We start from the raw sequence: 15,660 nt of genomic DNA, 5'->3' as shown, positions 1-15,660 counted from the left end.
GGTGATGGGGGTCATACTCTTATTTCACTATTCAATATCTTGTTTTCGCGATGTGGAATAACAGTACCGGTCCCCGGCTCACCACCCGCGAACCACTCCCAGAACTGGAGAGCCCCATGCAGACCCCTCCACCGGTCGGCGTTGACGCGGCTCCGGACCTGACAGCGCCGTCAGTTGCTTCCACCCATCCCTCCGTGGGCGTTGAAGCACTGTGCGAATCAGCCAGCGCAGCATCAGGCCAGAGCATCAGCCCCACCCTTTACAACGTAGATCTTGCCCCCACCAAGCGGGCCGGCCGCAGCTGGTCCGGCTACAGCATCTTCACCCTCTGGGCCAACGACGTGCACAGCCTGGGCAACTATGCCTTCGCCATCGGGCTGTTCGCCCTGGGCCTGGGTGGATGGCAGATCCTTCTTGCACTCGGCATCGGGGCGGCGTTGCTGTTCGGCCTCCTCAACCTCTCCGGTTTCATGGGGGTAAAGACGGGCGTTCCGTTCCCGGTCATGAGCCGAATCAGCTTCGGAATCAGGGGCGCCCAGATCGCCAGCCTCCTCCGCGGCGCCGTCGCCGTGGCCTGGTTCGGCATCCAGACCTACCTCGCCTCCGTGGTCTTCCGTGTCATGCTCGTGGCAATGTTCCCTGCCCTCGCTGCAATGGACAAAGACTCCACCCTGGGGCTGTCCACGCTGGGCTGGATCGCCTTCATCATCCTCTGGGTTGTCCAACTGGTCATCGTCAGCTTCGGCATGGAAATGATCCGCAAGTATGAAGCATTCGCCGGACCCGTCATCCTGGTAACCATGGCGGCCATCGCCATCTGGATCTTCATCGAGGCCGGCGGCGCCATCGCATGGTCCTCGGACAACGCGCTGGAGGGGCCCCAAATGTGGCTCACCATCTTCGCCGGCGGTGCACTGTGGGTCTCCATCTACGGCACCTTCGTCCTGAACTTCTGTGACTTCACCCGCTCCGCCGTCTCGAAGAAGGCCGTGGTCCGGGGCAACTTCTGGGGCATCCCCATCAACATGCTGGTCTTCGGCGCCATCGTCGTCGTCATGGCCGGCGGGCAATTCAAAATCAACGGCACCATCATCCAAAGCCCCTCGGACATTGTCCAGACGATCCCCAACACCCTGTTCCTGGTGCTGGCCTGCCTTGCGCTGCTGATCCTGACCATCGCCGTGAACCTCATGGCCAACTTCGTGGCTCCCGTCTACGCCCTGACCAACTTGTTCCCCAAGCACCTGAACTTCCGCAAGGCCGCGTGGGTCAGCGGCATCATCGGCCTGGTCATCCTGCCCTGGAACCTCTACAACAACCCGCTGGTCATCGTGTACTTCCTCGGCGGCCTCGGCGCCCTGCTCGGCCCCCTGTTCGGCGTCGTCATGGCCGACTACTGGCTCATCCGCCGCGGCAAGGTCAACGTCCCCCAGCTCTACACCGCCTCCCCGGCCGGAGCCTACTACTACAAAAACGGCGTCAACCCCAAGGCGATCACCGCCATGGTCCCCGCCGCCGCTGTGGCACTGCTGATCGCGTTCGTCCCCACCCTGGCATCCGCAGCACCCTTTGCCTGGTTCTTCGCAGCAGGCATCGCAGCGGTGGTGTATTTCTTCATCGCAGACCGCACCCAGCGGCTGGAAGACCGCGACGGCGAGACCATCGCCATCGCCAGCACCCACTAAGGACACCTCAATGCGCATACTCGTCGCCAACGTCAACACCACCACGTCCATGACGGACTCCATAGCCGCCCAAGCCCGCAGCATCGCGGCGCCGGGAACGGAAATCGTGGGCATCACGCCCCGGTTCGGTGCCGATTCCTGCGAAGGCAACTTCGAAAGCTACCTGGCGGCCATCGCCGTGATGGACGCCGTGACCTCCTACGCCGAGCCCTTCGACGCCGTCGTTCAGGCCGGCTACGGCGAGCACGGTCGGGAGGGACTGCAGGAACTGCTTGACGTTCCCGTAGTGGACATGACCGAGGCCGCGGCCAGCACCGCCATGTTCCTCGGCCACAAATACTCCGTGGTCACCACCCTCGACCGGACCGTCCCGCTGATCGAAGACAGGCTCAAGCTTGCGGGTCTGGACGCCCGCTGTGCCTCGGTCCGGGCCAGCGGCATGGCCGTCCTTGAACTCGAGGAGGAACCGGAGCGTGCCGTGGAAGCCATCATCAACCAGGCCCTGCAGGCCGTCAGCCAGGACAAGGCCGAGGTCATTGTGCTTGGCTGCGGAGGCATGGCGGGCCTGGACGAGCAGATCCGGCAGCGGGCCGGCGTCCCCGTGGTGGACGGCGTGGCGTCCGCGGTGACCATCGCCGAGTCCCTGGTCCGGATGGGCCTGTCCACCTCGAAAGTCCGGACCTACGCTGCGCCGCGGCCCAAGACCGTCATAGGCTGGCCGCTGAACAGCAACGCCGTGCCGGCGTCGCTCTAACGCCTTTCCGGCACCGGCGCCGACATCAGCGTCGTCGTCAAACGGCAAGCATCAGCAATTCCAGGAGAACAGCGTGAACAATCCCCAGCCCGCCGGACGCGTCGCCGTCGTCACCGGTGCCGGCTCAGGTATAGGCCGGGAGGTAGCCCGGCAGATGCTGGCCGACGGGTACCGGGTTGCCCTGGCCGGGCGGCGGGAGGCGCAGCTGCTGGAGACGGCGGACGGTCACCCGGACGCGCTGGTGGTGCCGTGCGACGTTACCCTGCCCGACGACGTCGCACGGCTTTTCGAAGCCGCCCGGCAGAAGTGGGGACGGGTGGATGTGCTGTTCAACAACGCGGGCATCTTCGGCCCGGCCGCCAGCGTGGACGAGATCAGTGTGGACGACTGGAACGCCACGGTAGCGGTCAACCTCACGGGTTCCATACTGTGCGCCGCGGCCGCCGTCAGGACCATGAAGGCCCAGGAACCGCAGGGCGGTCGCATCATCAACAACGGCTCCATCTCTGCGCATTCGCCGCGCCCGCGGACCGTGGCCTACACGGTGACCAAGCACGCGATGACGGGCCTCACCAAAAGCATCGAGCTGGACGGGCGTGGCTTCGGGATCACCTGCGGCCAGATCGACATCGGCAATACGGCCACCGACATCATGGACACCATCGGGGTGGGCTCAGGCGCGCTGCAGGCGGATGGCAGCCGCCGGGTTGAGCCGATGTTTCCGGTGGCCGACGCGGCCAGCGCCGTGCTGATGATGGCCAACATGCCACCAACGGCCAGTGTGGGCTCCGTCGTGGTGACCGCGGCGGGGATGCCCTTCATCGGCCGCGGCTAAGCGGGGGGACCATCCAGCCAAGCGGGACCACCAGCTAATGAGGGCCCTCCCGCCTGACTTAGTACACCTAGAGCGGCAACAGCTGCGACAGGTCTGCCCGCAGCCCCGAGGCAGCCACCTTGCCCGCCCCGACGGCGTCCGCCCAGCCCAACTGGCCGGTCACCATCGCCAGCCAGGTGGCGGCGTCGCACTCAATAACGTTGGGCGGGGTGCCACGGGTGTGGCGGGGCCCCTCCACGCACTGCGTGACGCCGAAGGGCGGGACGCGGACTTCCACGGAGTTTCCCGGTGCCCGGGCGGTTACTTCCTCGAGCGAGTAGCGCACGGCGGTAGCCAGGACGGCCCGGGGCAGGGGCGCGTCCGACGGCGATTCGGCGGCTTTCCGCCATGATGCCAGCGCCGCTGCGCCTTCCTCGACGTCAATACGACGGCGGGCTACGGCCATGTTTCCGGCCTCCTCTTGTGAACGTTCGTGTGGGGTTATTGGTCCAGGAGCGCGGAAACGGCCGGGCCCAGCCGGATCTTGCCCACCGGCTGTCCGCCGCCCATGACCGGTTCCACGACTTTCTCCAGGACGCTGGCAACACCAGGAATGTCCACGGCACCGGCAGCGGCGAGGAGCGTCAGGGCCACCAGCGAGGTTGCCCTGACGTTTCCGTCCAGGATTTTGACGGCCACGGACACGCCCTGCGGGGTGGCCATGGCCAGGACTCCCTCGGCCCCGATCTTGGCAATGATCTCCAGCTCATCCATCACCATCGTGTTGGCCTCGCCGCGGCCCTGGACCGCCCATGGGTAGTCCAGCATGGAGGTTGCGATGGTTGCGGCGCGGGCACTGAAACTCTGGTCACCCGGAGCCTTCGCCAGATGCGAAAAACCCCTGGCCAGGCCCTTTAGCGACACTGCTGCCACTGGCGCCCCGCACCCGTCGATGCCCAGGTGGGCGATCTTCTCGCCCGCGTATTCCTCGATCACACTGCGGATCCGTTGCTGCAGTGGATGGTTGGGCTCCAGGTAACTGTGGGTATCCCAGCCGTTTTCGGTGCACGCCCAGAGGAAGGCCGCGTGCTTGCCTGAACAGTTGAACGCCAGCCGGGACTTCCCCTTTTCGGAACGTACCAGCCAGTTCCGGGCAGTCTCGTCCTGCGGCCACGCTTCGGGGCACTGAAGCTGGTCCTCGCGGACGCCTGCCGCTTTCAGCATCCCGGCCACCACGTCCATGTGGTCCAGTGATCCGGTGTGGCTGCCGCAGGCAACTGCCACCTGGGCTCCCCGCAGCGGAACGCCGGACTGCATGGCCGCCAGCGCCTGGAAAGGCTTCAGGGCGGACCGGGCATAAATGGGCGTATTGATGTCCCCCAGTTCGGTGACCACGGAACCGTCCGCGGACAGGAGGACGGCTGAACCGATGTGCCGGGACTCCACAAACCCGCTGCGCTCGATCACAGCCAGTTCGACGGCGGAGTCCACGGTGAAGGTGGCATGTGGATTGTGCGGCATGGTGCCAGTCTAGGGGCCGCCCCTTGGAAACCGGCGCTATTCCACCGTCACCATCACGGACTGCCAGCCCGACGCACCGTCCGGGACGGGGTCTGCGCGCTGGTCCGTCTGCACCTCACCGGAGCCGTCAGTGGCCCGGACTTTGATGTAGTGGGCACCGGGCGCGGCGTCCCACTCATAGGACCACTGGCGCCAGGTGATGAGCGACGCCTCGGTGGACAGTTCGGCCTCGGCCCAGTCCCCGTCGTCTACCTGGATTTCCACCTTGGTGATGCCCCGGGTCTGCGCCCATGCAGTGCCGCCCAGGGCTACCTTTCCTGCAGGCACCTTGGCGAAGGACTTGGGCACGTCCACCCGCGCCATCGTTTTGATGGGTCCGCGTTCGGACCAGCCACGCTCTGTCCAGTAGGCCTTGCTGTCGGCGAAACGGGTCACCTCCAGGTCCACCACCCATTTGGTGGCGGAGACGAAACCATACAGGCCGGGAACCACCATCCGCACGGGGTAGCCATGCTCCAGTGGAAGGGGCTCGCCGTTCATGCCGATGGCCAGCATGGCGTCACGGTCATCCTGGAGTACTTCCAGGGGAGTGGAGGCGCTGAAGCCGTCGATGGAGGTGGAGAGCACCATGTCCGCCCCGTCCTTGGGCCGGGCCTGCTTGAGGACCTCCCGGATGGGCAGGCCCAGCCACTTGGCGTTGCCTGCCAGGTTTCCGCCTACCGGATTGGAGACGCAGGTGAGGGTCACGTGTGATTCGATCAGGTCGGCGTCGAGCAGGTCCTGGAAGGTGAGGCGCACTTCCTCCTCCACCAGTCCATGGATCCGGAGTTCCCAGTCATCGGCGTTGATCTCCGGAACGCTGAGGGCGGTATCGATGCGGTAGAAGTCGCCGTTGGGCGTTGTCCACGGCGGAACGCCTGCCACCGCTGACTGGACGCCTGCGGGTACGGGGGGTGCGGCCTTGGCAGGAGAGGGCAGTTGGAGGGCCTCCCTCGCTTGGGCAATGTTGCTCCGGGCGGCACTGAGGAGCCGGCCACCCGTTGCCGCAATTCCCGCTGCTGCCGCGGTGATTCCCGTTGCCGCAAAGAACCGGCGCCGGGTGGTTGCGGGGTGCCGGCCGTCGGCAACATCGGCGGGCGCCTCAGGCCAGGCCTTCAGTCCCCACAGCGGGGCTATCAGGAGCCGCAGGGTTACGAGGCCCGCGAGCGTTCCGAGCACGCTGGGGAACGCATCCACCGGGTCCACGCCGGCGCGGGTCACGACGCTTGCAATGATGACGGTGCCCATGAACAGGACGCCCAGGACGCCCAGGGCCCATTTGTGGTACGCCACCACGCCCAACACGCATGCGAGCACGGCGATGGTCAGGCCCATACCAACGAACAGCGCCGCTTTGTCACCGGTGCCGAACGTGGCAATGGCGAAATCCTTCAGCCAGGAGGGGGTGAAGTCGATGAAGGTCGATCCCAGGGCGAACAGCGGGGTAGCCCGTGCGGTGAAGAATGCACCGATCAGCTCCGCAACGGCAAGGACGACGGCGGCCGCCACCACGCCTGCCAGTGCAGCCATGGTGGCGGGAGCCTTGAGCCAGTTCCGAAGCTTTGTCATGGTTGTTGTTCGGAGCGGACACTGCCCCGGATTGTCACAGCGGGCCGCCAAGGACACAGCTTAGGAAGCGGCAGGGTGCACAAAGTACCCTTGGAGACTGTGAAGGTACTCGTCATCGGCCCCGGAGGCCGCGAACACGCCATTGTCCGCTCCCTGCTCGCCGACCCCAACGTGTCCGAAGTCCATGCGGCGCCTGGCAACGCCGGCATCAGCAAGCTGGTCCCCACCCACAGCATCAACGCCACCGATCCGGACGCCGTCGCCGCGCTCGCAACCAAGCTCACCGTTGACCTGGTTGTAGTGGGCCCCGAAGCTCCGCTCGCCGCAGGCGTGTCCGACGCCGTCCGCGAGGCCGGGATCCCCGTCTTCGGGCCCAGCAAGGCCGCCGCGCAGCTTGAGGCCTCAAAGGCGTTCGCCAAGGAAATCATGGCCGAAGCCGGAGTACCCACCGCGATGGCCATGGTGGCCACCAACGCTGAAGAAGCCGCCTCGGCGCTCGATACCTTCGGCGCCCCCTACGTGGTGAAGGATGACGGACTCGCAGCCGGCAAGGGTGTGGTGGTCACCAGGAACCGCGAGGAAGCGCTTGCCCACGCGCAGTCCTGCTTCGACGCCGGCGGCTCGGTGGTCATCGAGGAATTCCTGGACGGGCCCGAGGTCTCCCTGTTTGTGCTCTGCGACGGGCACAACACCGTGGCGCTCTCACCGGCCCAGGACTTCAAACGCATCTTCGACAGCGACGAAGGCCCCAACACCGGCGGCATGGGCGCCTACACGCCGCTTGAATGGGCACCCGAAGGCCTGGTCCAGGAGGTCATCGACCGCGTGGCCCAGCCCACCGTCAACGAAATGGCGCGTCGCGGCACCCCCTTCGTGGGCGTCCTGTTCGTGGGACTCGCACTGACCTCACGTGGCACCCGTGTCATCGAATTCAACGTCCGCTTCGGCGACCCGGAAACCCAGGCGGTCCTCGCCCGGCTCAAGACGCCCCTCGGTGCCCTGCTGCTGGCAGCGGCCAAGGGGGAACTGGACAAGGCTGAAGAGCTGCGCTGGGCGAAGGAGACCGCCGTCGCCGTCGTCGTCGCGTCCGAAAACTACCCTGACACCCCGCGGACCGGCGACCGCATCCGCGGGCTTAAGAAAGTGGAAGAGCTCGAAGGCGTGCATGTGATCCACGCCGGCACCGCCTTTGACGAGTACGGCAAGGTGGTCTCCGCCGGTGGGCGCGTGCTCGCCGTCGTTGCGCTCGGCAGCGACCTCGTGGAGGCGCGCGAAAGGGCGTACGACGGCGTGGAGCTGGTCCAGCTCGAAGGCTCCCAGTTCCGCAGCGACATTGGCGGCAAAGCCGCGCGCGGCGAAATCAAGGTCCCGTCCGCGGCGACCAGCTCCCTGCCCGTGACGAAAGCGAAGGCCTAGCATGACGGAAACACCCGCGCCCCGCGGCTTCAGCACCCAGACACTCGATCTGCCGGGATGGAAGCACATCTACTCGGGCAAGGTGAGGGACCTCTACGAGCCGGCCGACGAGTCCGTCCTGCAGCGGGCCGGCCAGGAATGCGTGCTGGTGGTGGCCAGCGACCGGATCAGCGCCTACGACCATGTGCTCTCCAGTGAGATTCCGGACAAGGGACGCATCCTCACCCAGCTGAGCCTCTGGTGGTTCGACCAGCTGGACGTTGAGCACCACGTGCTGGGCTCCACGGTGGAGGACGGTGTGCCGGCAGAGGTTGAGGGCCGTGCAATGATCTGCAAGAAGCTGGACATGTTCCCGGTGGAGTGCATCGCCCGCGGCTACCTCACGGGGTCCGGGCTGCAGGAGTACAAAGCTTCAGGCACGGTGTGCAGCATTCCGCTGCCCGAGGGCCTGGTGGACGGTTCCAGGCTGGACCACGCTATCTTCACGCCCTCCGCCAAAGCAGAGGTAGGTGAGCATGACGAGAACATCACCTACGACGCCGTGGTGGCCATGGTGGGGGACGACATCGCCGCCCGGCTCAGCGAGCTCACGTTGAAGATCTATACGACTGCCGAGCAGATCGCGCGGGAGCGGGGCATTATCCTCGCTGATACGAAAGTGGAGTTCGGGTACGATGCCGTCTCCGGCTCCATCACGCTCGGGGATGAGGTGCTGACGCCCGATTCCTCCCGGTTCTGGGACGCCGCCACGTACCAGCCGGGCAGGGCACAGCCGTCCTACGACAAACAGTACGTTCGGGACTGGCTGACATCAGCCGAATCGGGCTGGGACAGGTCCTCGGATTCGCCGCCACCGGCGTTGCCTGCTGAGGTTGTTGAGCGTACCCGCAGCCGCTACGTTGAGGCCTACGAGAAAATCACCGGGAAAACCTTCGCCTGACGGAGCCCCAGCTGCTCCCGGCGAACGGCGTTGTAACTAGCTGGCTTTCGCGGCGGCTGCCGCGCGCTTTTGCGCCAGCTTTATTTCCAGGACCGCGTCCATTGCCTGCTGGACGCGGTCCCCGGCGCCTGCGGCGCTAAAGGCTTTCTGCGCTTCTTCCAGATGCACCAGGGCTTCTTCGGGCTCGCCTGCTGCCTTGAGGGATTTGCCCAGCAGGAGCGACACTTCCCCGGCTGTGTGCTTGGCAAGGGCGCTGCGTTCAGCATGGATCTCCCGCAGCTTTTCGACGGCGGCAACAATGTCCCCGGTCAGGTACAGCCACCGGGCGCGAATAAAGGCGACTTCCAGCTCGTCGCTCTTAGTCCCGCCCACGATCGAGAACGCCAGCTCGGCGCGCTCGATGGAGGAAAGAGTTTCGGGTTCAACGATGCCTGATGACAAACGCACTGCGGCCGAGGCTTTATTGAACCGGGCCCAGAGCTCTATGTCGTTGGCGGGGGACAGAAGCTTGGCTGCCCGTTCGTGATGTTTGACCCCTTCGGCGTAGTCGTGCCGCATAAAGGCGACATTCCCGACTACCCAGGCCACCTCGCCTGCAAGCTGCGACATCGAATTCTCATCCACCCGGGCGAGCAGGTCCTGGCACGAGGCCCAGGCTTCGTCCAGTCGGCCGGTCTCAGCCAAGGCGCCGATCAGGACCCGCAGGGCACCGACGATGATTGTTGAATTCCTGGGCAGCTGCTGCGACAGTCTCATCGCTTCCTGCGCGTAGTCCACGGCCATGGACAACTGTCCTTGACGCTGGCACACGGTGGCGAGCATTTGCCTGGCGCGAACACCCAGACCCACCGATTCCGTTGCCATGGGATGTTCCAGCAGGCGCTCGATGATGTCCTGGCACTCCTGCAGGTCGCCATGCTTCATGAGACACTCCGCCTGCATGTAGGACATGTTCCACCACGCGCTGGTGTTTTTTCCTTCCAGGGCGATCTTTGCCGCTGTGGCTGCGTGGCTCGCCGCCAGCGGGTAATCCCTGAGGTCCCAGGCCTGGCGTGCGTACAGCCCTGCCAGAACATATTCTGCGTCGCTGACGGTAATGGGCTGGCTCCAGGCCTCCAGCGCTTTCGGCGCCAGCTCCAGCCTCTTCGCCAACTCGTCGATCACCTCCGCGGTCGGTTCCCTGCGGCCAGTCTCGAGCAGTGAGATATAGCTGGGGGAGTACAGGTCCTTGCCGAGCTCGGCCTGCGTGAGCCCACGTTCAAGCCGCTCCGCCCGGAGCTTCTCCCCAAATCCGTTGCCCACGGGTTTTCCTCCTTTCCGAACATTTCTTTCCACAGAAGCTTGACAGCCTCTGTGGAAAACATTTTACAATGTATGTCAACAAGGACAGTGCTGGCTTTGTAACGAATCCGACTCGTATTGAGGAACTTATATGTTGAAGAAGATTGCAGCCGCGGCCGCCCTGGCAGGGGCCCTGGCTTTCTCTGCTGCGGCTCCGGCCGTCCTGTCTGCGGGTTCCATTGCCGACGCCGAAGGTGTATCTGTAGCAAGGACCGGCAACTGGCCGGACCCTATGTCAAAGCCTTCCAAGGATAAAGACGACAAGAGTTACACCACCTACACCGGTAACTGGCCTGACCCGATGTAAAAGCTTCCTCATAACAGGAGGCGACAGCAGCCCCGGAGCATCTGCTCCGGGGCTGTTCCTTTACGCCGCCACGTTCCGTCTGGGTGCCCCGGGAGCCAGGGAAAGGTAACGAACAGGCTTGGGCGGGAACAAAAAAGAGGGCCTCTGTAAGGAGACCCTCTTTTCGTTATGGTCGGGATGACAGGATTTGAACCTGCGACCTCTTCGTCCCGAACGAAGCGCGCTACCAAGCTGCGCTACATCCCGATCCGCTGCAAAAGCAACTTTACAAGAATAGCCGATCGGGTGTCCCGATGCGAAATCCTGGTGTTCCAGCCACATGTCACGCGTGTCCCGTTCAGGGTTACGGATCAGCACCGGCGGCAACTTTTCCGGCAGCGGAGCATCGACAAACGGCTTCCCCTGCATGTGCAGGTCAAAGGCTCCCTCTGCATTTGCCCGGGCGGAAGGACTTTTCGCCGCGTTCCCGGACAGGCTCACACCAGCGAATCCTTCCAGGCGCCGTGCAGGTCGGCGAAGCGTCCACCACCGCCGATGAGGTCGGCAGGGCTGCCGTCCTCCACGATGCGGCCGTCGTGGACCACCAGGACTCGGTCGGCGGTCTCCACGGTGGACAGCCGGTGGGCGATGATCAGCGCAGTCCTGCCTGCGGTGTCTGTGCCGGCGAGCAGCCGGGCGAGTCCGGTCTGCACCAGCCGTTCGGAGGGGATGTCCAGGGAGGAGGTGGCTTCGTCCAAAACCAGCACGGCCGGGCGGGCCAGGAAGGCCCTGGCAAAACTGATAAGCTGCCGCTGGCCTGAGGACACCCGCCCGCCGCGCTTGTTGACGTCGGTGTCGTAGCCCTCCGGCAGTTCGAGGATGAACTCGTGGGCGCCCACTGCCTTGGCAGCCTCCTCGATCTCCGCGCGGGAGGCCTCGGGACGGCCAAGGGCGATGTTGTCAGCAACCGAGCCGCTGAACAGGAAGGCTTCCTGGGTAACCATCACGATGTTCCGCCGCAAATCGGTGGTGCTGAGGTTCCGCAGGTCCACCCCGTCAAGGGTGAGCGAACCGGAACTGACATCGTAGAAGCGCGCAATCAGCTTCGCCAGCGTGGATTTTCCGGCGCCTGTCTGGCCCACCAGCGCCACAGTCTGCCCCGCCGGGATGTGCAGGTTCAGGGTGGGAACAATGACCGGACCGTCGCCGTAGCCGAACTCCACGTTCTTGAAGTCGATTTCGCCCTTGGCGCTCCGCAGGGCAACTGGATTCCTGGGCGGCCGGACCGTGGGAACCTCCTCGAGGAGCCCGGAGACTTTCTCGAGGGCGGCCTGCGCGCTCTGGAAGGAGTTGTAGAACATGGCCATCTGGTCCACGGGCTGGAAGAAGCGCTTGGTGGAAAGGATCAGTGCCAGCAGCACGCCCACCGCCAGGTCGCCGGTGAGTACGCGGAACCCGCCGAAGAGCAGGACCACGGCGACGCAGACGTTGCCAATGAGCACCAGCCCGGGCTGGAAGATGCCGTTCAGGTTGATGGAGCGTACTGTCACCAGCCGGTAGTCCTCGGCCAGCTGCCCGTAGGTCTGCGCGTTCTCCTTCTCCTTGCGGAAGGCTTTGACGGCCCGGATACCGGTCATGGTCTCAACGAAGTGCACGATCAGCCGCGCGGACACCACCCGGGATTCCCGGAAAGTGATCTGGGAGTGCTTCTGGTACCAGCGGGCCAGGAAGAACATGGGAACGCCGGCGGCCAGTACCAGCAGCCCGCTGCGCCAGTCCAGGGCGAAAACGGTGATGGCTGTGAAGATCATGAACAGCAGGCCCGAAGCCAATGAGCTCACGCCTGAATCAAGGAGTTCGCGGAGGGCTTCGAGGTCGGAGGTCTGCCGGGCGATGATCCGCCCGGACGTGTACTTCTCGTGGAATTCGAGGCTGAGCCGCTGCGTATGCCGGAACACCCTGACCCGGAGGTCCAGCAGCATGGACTGGCTGAGCTTCGCGGTGGAGGTGACGTACAGGGCCGTGAGCCCTGCCGTCGCGATGGCCGCGAGAAGGTAGGCAACCCCCGTGAACACCAGGGGAAGGTTGTCCCCGGCGCGCAGCGCAGGCAGCGCGTGGTCGATGCCAAAGGCGATGAGTGCCGGGCCGGCGACGCGCGCGGCCTGGGAAAGGACCACCATGGCGATGGTCAGCCAGAACCGTACCCGCACGGGACGGATGAGGGAGCGCAGCAGGGCGAGCGACCGCCGTCGTACTGCCCTGCTGTCACTTTTGCTGAGGTGGGCGTTGTCTTCGTTGGCCGTGCCGAAGGTCGCGGTGCTCATCGGGTCACCTCCTCTGCGTGGTCCTCGAGCACCGACAGTTCGGAGTCCAGGTCCCGGGGTTCCTGGTCGAGGCTTGCGATGACATAGCGGTAGTGGTGGTTGGTGGCGAGCAGTTCTGTGTGGGTTCCGACGGCGGTGATCCGGCCGTCCGCCAGCAGAGCCACCCTGTCAGCCAGGGCCACGGTGGACGGCCGGTGGGCCACGATGAGGGTGGTGGTGTCCTTCAGCACTTCCCGGAGACGGGTTTCGACGAGCTCCTCGGTGTGGACGTCCAGGGCGGACAGCGGATCATCCAGGACCAGGACCTTCGGGCGGGCTGCGATTGCGCGCGCCAGGGCAATCCGCTGCCGCTGTCCGCCGGACAGGCTGAGCCCTTCCTCACCTATCAGGGTGTCCAGGCCCTCGGGCAGCGAGTAGGCGAAATGGGCCTGGGCCACGTCCAGTGCTTCTTCCAGGATTTCATCAGTCCGCTCCCGGGCGCCCAGCAGGACGTTGTCCCGGACCGAACTGGAGAACAGCGTGGTGTCCTCGAAGGCCACACCCACGATGCTCCGGAGTTCCTCGACGTCGAAATCCCTCAGATCCAAGCCGTCGATGGTGATGGAGCCCTCGGTGACGTCGTAAAGGCGCGGCACCAATTGGATCAGGGCGCTCTTGCCACTTCCGGTAATCCCCACCAGGGCCATGGTTTCACCGGGCAGGAGCTCAAGGTTGATGTCCTTCAGGATGGGCTTATCCGGAGCATCCGCGAACGCAAAGGATGCGTTGCTGAAACGCAGCGAACCGGTGAGCCGGCGGGGCCGGCGCGGTTCAGGGGGACTGGTGATGGTGTTCTCCGAGTCCATCACCTCGTAGTGGCGGTCGACGGCGGTCTTGGCAGTGAGTGCCATGGCCAGCAGCATTCCGGAGAACTCCACGGGGGCGGCCATGACTGCTGCCGTGGCGAAGAACGCCACCAGGGCGCCGATGCTCAGCTCGCCGCCGGCACACAGCATGACGCCAACCACCAGTCCGGCGCCGAGGGCGAGCTCGGGCAGGAGCGTGACCACCATCGAGAACATTGCCTGGTGGCGCGCTTTTTCAATCTCCGTCTGCCGGAGTTCCTCGGCCTGTTCGTTGAAGTTTTCCAGCGCTTCACGGCTCCGGCCGAAGGCTTTCAGGACGCGGATGCCGTGGACCGATTCCTCCACTGTGGTGGCAAGATCGCCGGCCTGGTCCTGGCTGCGGCGGGTGACTTTGCTGAAGCGGGTCCGGAACCGGAAGCTGTACGCCATGATGGGCACTGCGGCGGCAAGGAAGATGAGGGCGAGCTGCCAGCTCATGGCGAACATGACCGAGATGCCGATGATGACGGTGAGTGTGGTGACCACCAGCATGATGGCTCCGAAGGCCATCCAGCGGCGCAGGAAGTTCAGGTCGGTCATGGCGCGGGAGAGCAGCTGTCCGGAGCCCCAGCGGTCGTGGAAGGAAACAGTCAGGTCCTGCAGGTGGCCGTACAGCGACACCCGCATCCGGGTTTCGACTGACGTGGCGGGGTTGATGACGAACTGCCGGCGGAGGGCGACCAATCCGGCCTCCGCCACGCCGAGGACCAGGATGATTCCGGCCGAAATCCACACCGCGTCGGTTGCACCGCCTGGCTTCAGCGATTCATTGATGAGGACCCGCAGCATCTGCGGAATGGCCAGGGCAACAACGCTGGCCATGAGCGCACACAGAAGCCCGAGCAGAAGCCGCGGAATGATGGGCCGGACATGGGGATAGAGACGGCTGATGGATCTGAAGAATGGAGTTTGCTTGGCCATGCCCGCTTCTCAAGCTCTAAATCGAATGTAGTTTCCCGTAGCAACAACCTTATGCCAAGGGGTGAGACGATTCACAGGAATGGAAGCCTCTCGGCAGGCTTGCCCACTTATTGCACTCCGTAATAGCGGTTTGGCCCTCAGCGCCCCGCATGCCCTGTTACTTAGGGCTCCTATGAATCTTGTCTAAGAGCGCCAAGTGACAGGGCAAGCCGCGGTTTCACGCCCGGGAAGTGAGGGTCAGCAGGACGGCTTCGGGTTTGCAGGCAATCCTCACCGGGGCAAAGCGCGAGGTGCCGATACCGCCCGAGACGTTCACCGGCGTCGTACGCCCGTTGTTCTGCCAGTCGTTCAGGCCCTTGGCGCGCCACGTGGGGAGGTCGCAGTTGGCAATGACCGCACCGTAACCGGGGATGCACAACTGGCCCCCGTGGGTGTGGCCGGCCAGCAGGAGGTCCGCCCCGTTCCCGGTGAAGTGGTCCAGCACCCGCTGATACGGCGCGTGGACTACCGCAACCTTGAGGTGGTCGTTCGAGTCCTGGTTGACGGTTCCGCGGGGCCAGCCTGCGTAGCGCTCACGGTTCAGGTGAGGATCATCCACTCCGGAAAAATCAAAACGCATGCCCTTCAGCACCAGGGACTGGTGGCGGTTGGTCAGGTCCACCCAGCCACTCATGCCGAATCCCGAGCGCAGCCGCGGCCAGTCCAGCGGGATCGGCTTGGGCTTCAGCTTGGAAGGACCCAGCAGGTACAGGGCGGGGTTCTTCAGGCTGGGCGCGAAATAGTCGTTGGAGCCGGGGACAAAAACACCCGGGAACTCCAACAGCGGGCGCAGGGCGGCCAGGAGGGGATCCACCGCTTTCCCGTGGCTCAGGTTGTCACCGGTGTTGACCACCAGGTCCGGTTCCAGGTCTGCCAGGGACGCCAGCCAGGCGGCCTTCTTTTTTTGGCCGGGAACGAAGTGGATATCGCTCAGGTGAAGGATGCGGAACGGGCTCCGGCCGGGTGGCAGGATGTCCAGCGTTTCCTCGCGCAGGACAAACTGGTCTTTTTCCCACAGTCCATAGGCAAAGGCGGCCATTCCTGCAGCCGCCCCGGTTCCTGCGGTGACGGCAAAGCCGCGCCCCATGGTCCGGGCGCGGCTGGCCAGCGTATCGATGGTCATCGGC

The 15,660-nt window shown here is 64.8% G+C and carries 13 protein-coding genes and 1 tRNA gene; 6 read left to right on the top strand and 8 right to left on the bottom strand.

Features of this window, described 5'->3' with window-relative positions; genetic code table 11:
* The first annotated feature begins 116 nt into the window (after positions 1-116).
* The 3 genes from NXY83_RS16975 (at position 117) to NXY83_RS16965 (ending at position 3,274) form a co-directional block, all read left to right on the top strand.
* The gene (locus tag NXY83_RS16975) at positions 117-1,685 is read left to right on the top strand and encodes an NCS1 family nucleobase:cation symporter-1 (protein WP_258803375.1); all 1,569 of its coding nucleotides are present in this window, start codon (positions 117-119) and stop codon (positions 1,683-1,685) included.
* 10 nt (positions 1,686-1,695) lie between these two features.
* Entirely contained in the window at positions 1,696-2,439 is a 744-nt protein-coding gene (locus NXY83_RS16970) for an aspartate/glutamate racemase family protein (RefSeq protein WP_258803374.1), read from the top strand.
* A 73-nt stretch (positions 2,440-2,512) separates the two neighbouring features.
* Positions 2,513-3,274: an SDR family oxidoreductase gene (locus tag NXY83_RS16965; protein WP_258803373.1), complete on the top strand. Its 762-nt coding sequence runs from the start codon at positions 2,513-2,515 to the stop codon at positions 3,272-3,274.
* 67 nt (positions 3,275-3,341) lie between these two features.
* Here NXY83_RS16965 and NXY83_RS16960 read toward each other — a convergent pair whose 3' ends face one another.
* From NXY83_RS16960 to NXY83_RS16950, 3 genes are read right to left on the bottom strand one after another with little or no spacing between them, the layout of a single operon-like run.
* A complete protein-coding gene (locus tag NXY83_RS16960; RefSeq protein ID WP_258803372.1) occupies positions 3,342-3,719 on the bottom strand; it encodes a sterol carrier family protein in 378 nt (125 codons plus the stop codon).
* Positions 3,720-3,754: 35 nt separating this feature from the next.
* Positions 3,755-4,774 (bottom strand): asparaginase, encoded by a 1,020-nt coding sequence (locus NXY83_RS16955; protein WP_258803371.1) that lies wholly within the window; start codon positions 4,772-4,774, stop codon positions 3,755-3,757.
* Positions 4,775-4,810: 36 nt separating this feature from the next.
* Positions 4,811-6,382, bottom strand: coding sequence for a molybdopterin-dependent oxidoreductase (locus NXY83_RS16950; RefSeq protein ID WP_258803370.1), 1,572 nt, complete (start codon positions 6,380-6,382; stop codon positions 4,811-4,813).
* 99 nt (positions 6,383-6,481) lie between these two features.
* Here NXY83_RS16950 and purD point away from each other — a divergent pair, with 99 nt between their 5' ends.
* On the top strand, positions 6,482-7,798 hold the full coding sequence (gene purD, locus NXY83_RS16945) for a phosphoribosylamine--glycine ligase (protein ID WP_258806308.1): 1,317 nt from the start codon (positions 6,482-6,484) through the stop codon (positions 7,796-7,798).
* A gap of 1 nt (position 7,799) precedes the next feature.
* Complete coding sequence (locus NXY83_RS16940) at positions 7,800-8,738, top strand: phosphoribosylaminoimidazolesuccinocarboxamide synthase (protein ID WP_258803369.1); 939 nt, start codon at positions 7,800-7,802, stop codon at positions 8,736-8,738.
* Positions 8,739-8,774: 36 nt separating this feature from the next.
* Here NXY83_RS16940 and NXY83_RS16935 read toward each other — a convergent pair whose 3' ends face one another.
* Positions 8,775-10,040 (bottom strand): helix-turn-helix domain-containing protein, encoded by a 1,266-nt coding sequence (locus tag NXY83_RS16935; protein ID WP_258803368.1) that lies wholly within the window; start codon positions 10,038-10,040, stop codon positions 8,775-8,777.
* Between the two features lie 130 nt (positions 10,041-10,170).
* On the opposite strand from NXY83_RS16935, the gene NXY83_RS16930 reads away from it, so the two are divergent.
* On the top strand, positions 10,171-10,386 hold the full coding sequence (locus NXY83_RS16930) for a hypothetical protein (RefSeq protein WP_258803367.1): 216 nt from the start codon (positions 10,171-10,173) through the stop codon (positions 10,384-10,386).
* A 169-nt stretch (positions 10,387-10,555) separates the two neighbouring features.
* Here NXY83_RS16930 and NXY83_RS16925 read toward each other — a convergent pair.
* From NXY83_RS16925 to NXY83_RS16910, 4 genes are all read right to left on the bottom strand, one after another.
* Positions 10,556-10,632: transfer RNA gene (locus NXY83_RS16925), tRNA-Pro, on the bottom strand.
* Between the two features lie 230 nt (positions 10,633-10,862).
* The gene (locus tag NXY83_RS16920) at positions 10,863-12,689 is read right to left on the bottom strand and encodes an ABC transporter ATP-binding protein (RefSeq protein WP_258803366.1); all 1,827 of its coding nucleotides are present in this window, start codon (positions 12,687-12,689) and stop codon (positions 10,863-10,865) included.
* Entirely contained in the window at positions 12,686-14,494 is a 1,809-nt protein-coding gene (locus NXY83_RS16915) for an ABC transporter ATP-binding protein (RefSeq protein WP_258803365.1), read from the bottom strand. Before NXY83_RS16915 ends, NXY83_RS16920 begins: the two co-directional genes overlap by 4 nt.
* Positions 14,495-14,711: 217 nt before the next feature.
* Positions 14,712-15,656, bottom strand: a complete 945-nt coding sequence (locus NXY83_RS16910) for a metallophosphoesterase (protein ID WP_258803364.1) — start codon at positions 15,654-15,656, stop codon at positions 14,712-14,714.
* Positions 15,657-15,660: the final 4 nt, after the last annotated feature.

The organism is Pseudarthrobacter sp. NS4, assembly GCF_024758005.1.
Taxonomy (GTDB): Bacteria; Actinomycetota; Actinomycetes; order Actinomycetales; family Micrococcaceae; genus Arthrobacter.
The sequence above is the reverse complement of the archived record's forward strand: the minus strand, read 5'-3'. Positions and strand labels throughout refer to the sequence as shown.

Excerpts from the sequence above, each read along its gene's own strand:
- NXY83_RS16975 (WP_258803375.1), top strand. The coding sequence starts at position 117 with ATGCAGACCCCTCCACCGGTCGGCGTTGACGCGGCTCCGGACCTGACA.
- NXY83_RS16970 (WP_258803374.1), top strand. The coding sequence starts at position 1,696 with ATGCGCATACTCGTCGCCAACGTCAACACCACCACGTCCATGACGGAC.
- NXY83_RS16960 (WP_258803372.1), bottom strand. The coding sequence starts at position 3,719 with ATGGCCGTAGCCCGCCGTCGTATTGACGTCGAGGAAGGCGCAGCGGCG.
- NXY83_RS16955 (WP_258803371.1), bottom strand. The coding sequence starts at position 4,774 with ATGCCGCACAATCCACATGCCACCTTCACCGTGGACTCCGCCGTCGAA.
- NXY83_RS16950 (WP_258803370.1), bottom strand. The coding sequence starts at position 6,382 with ATGACAAAGCTTCGGAACTGGCTCAAGGCTCCCGCCACCATGGCTGCA.
- NXY83_RS16940 (WP_258803369.1), top strand. The coding sequence starts at position 7,800 with ATGACGGAAACACCCGCGCCCCGCGGCTTCAGCACCCAGACACTCGAT.
- NXY83_RS16930 (WP_258803367.1), top strand. The coding sequence starts at position 10,171 with ATGTTGAAGAAGATTGCAGCCGCGGCCGCCCTGGCAGGGGCCCTGGCT.
- NXY83_RS16920 (WP_258803366.1), bottom strand. The coding sequence starts at position 12,689 with ATGAGCACCGCGACCTTCGGCACGGCCAACGAAGACAACGCCCACCTC.
- NXY83_RS16915 (WP_258803365.1), bottom strand. The coding sequence starts at position 14,494 with ATGGCCAAGCAAACTCCATTCTTCAGATCCATCAGCCGTCTCTATCCC.
- NXY83_RS16910 (WP_258803364.1), bottom strand. The coding sequence starts at position 15,656 with ATGACCATCGATACGCTGGCCAGCCGCGCCCGGACCATGGGGCGCGGC.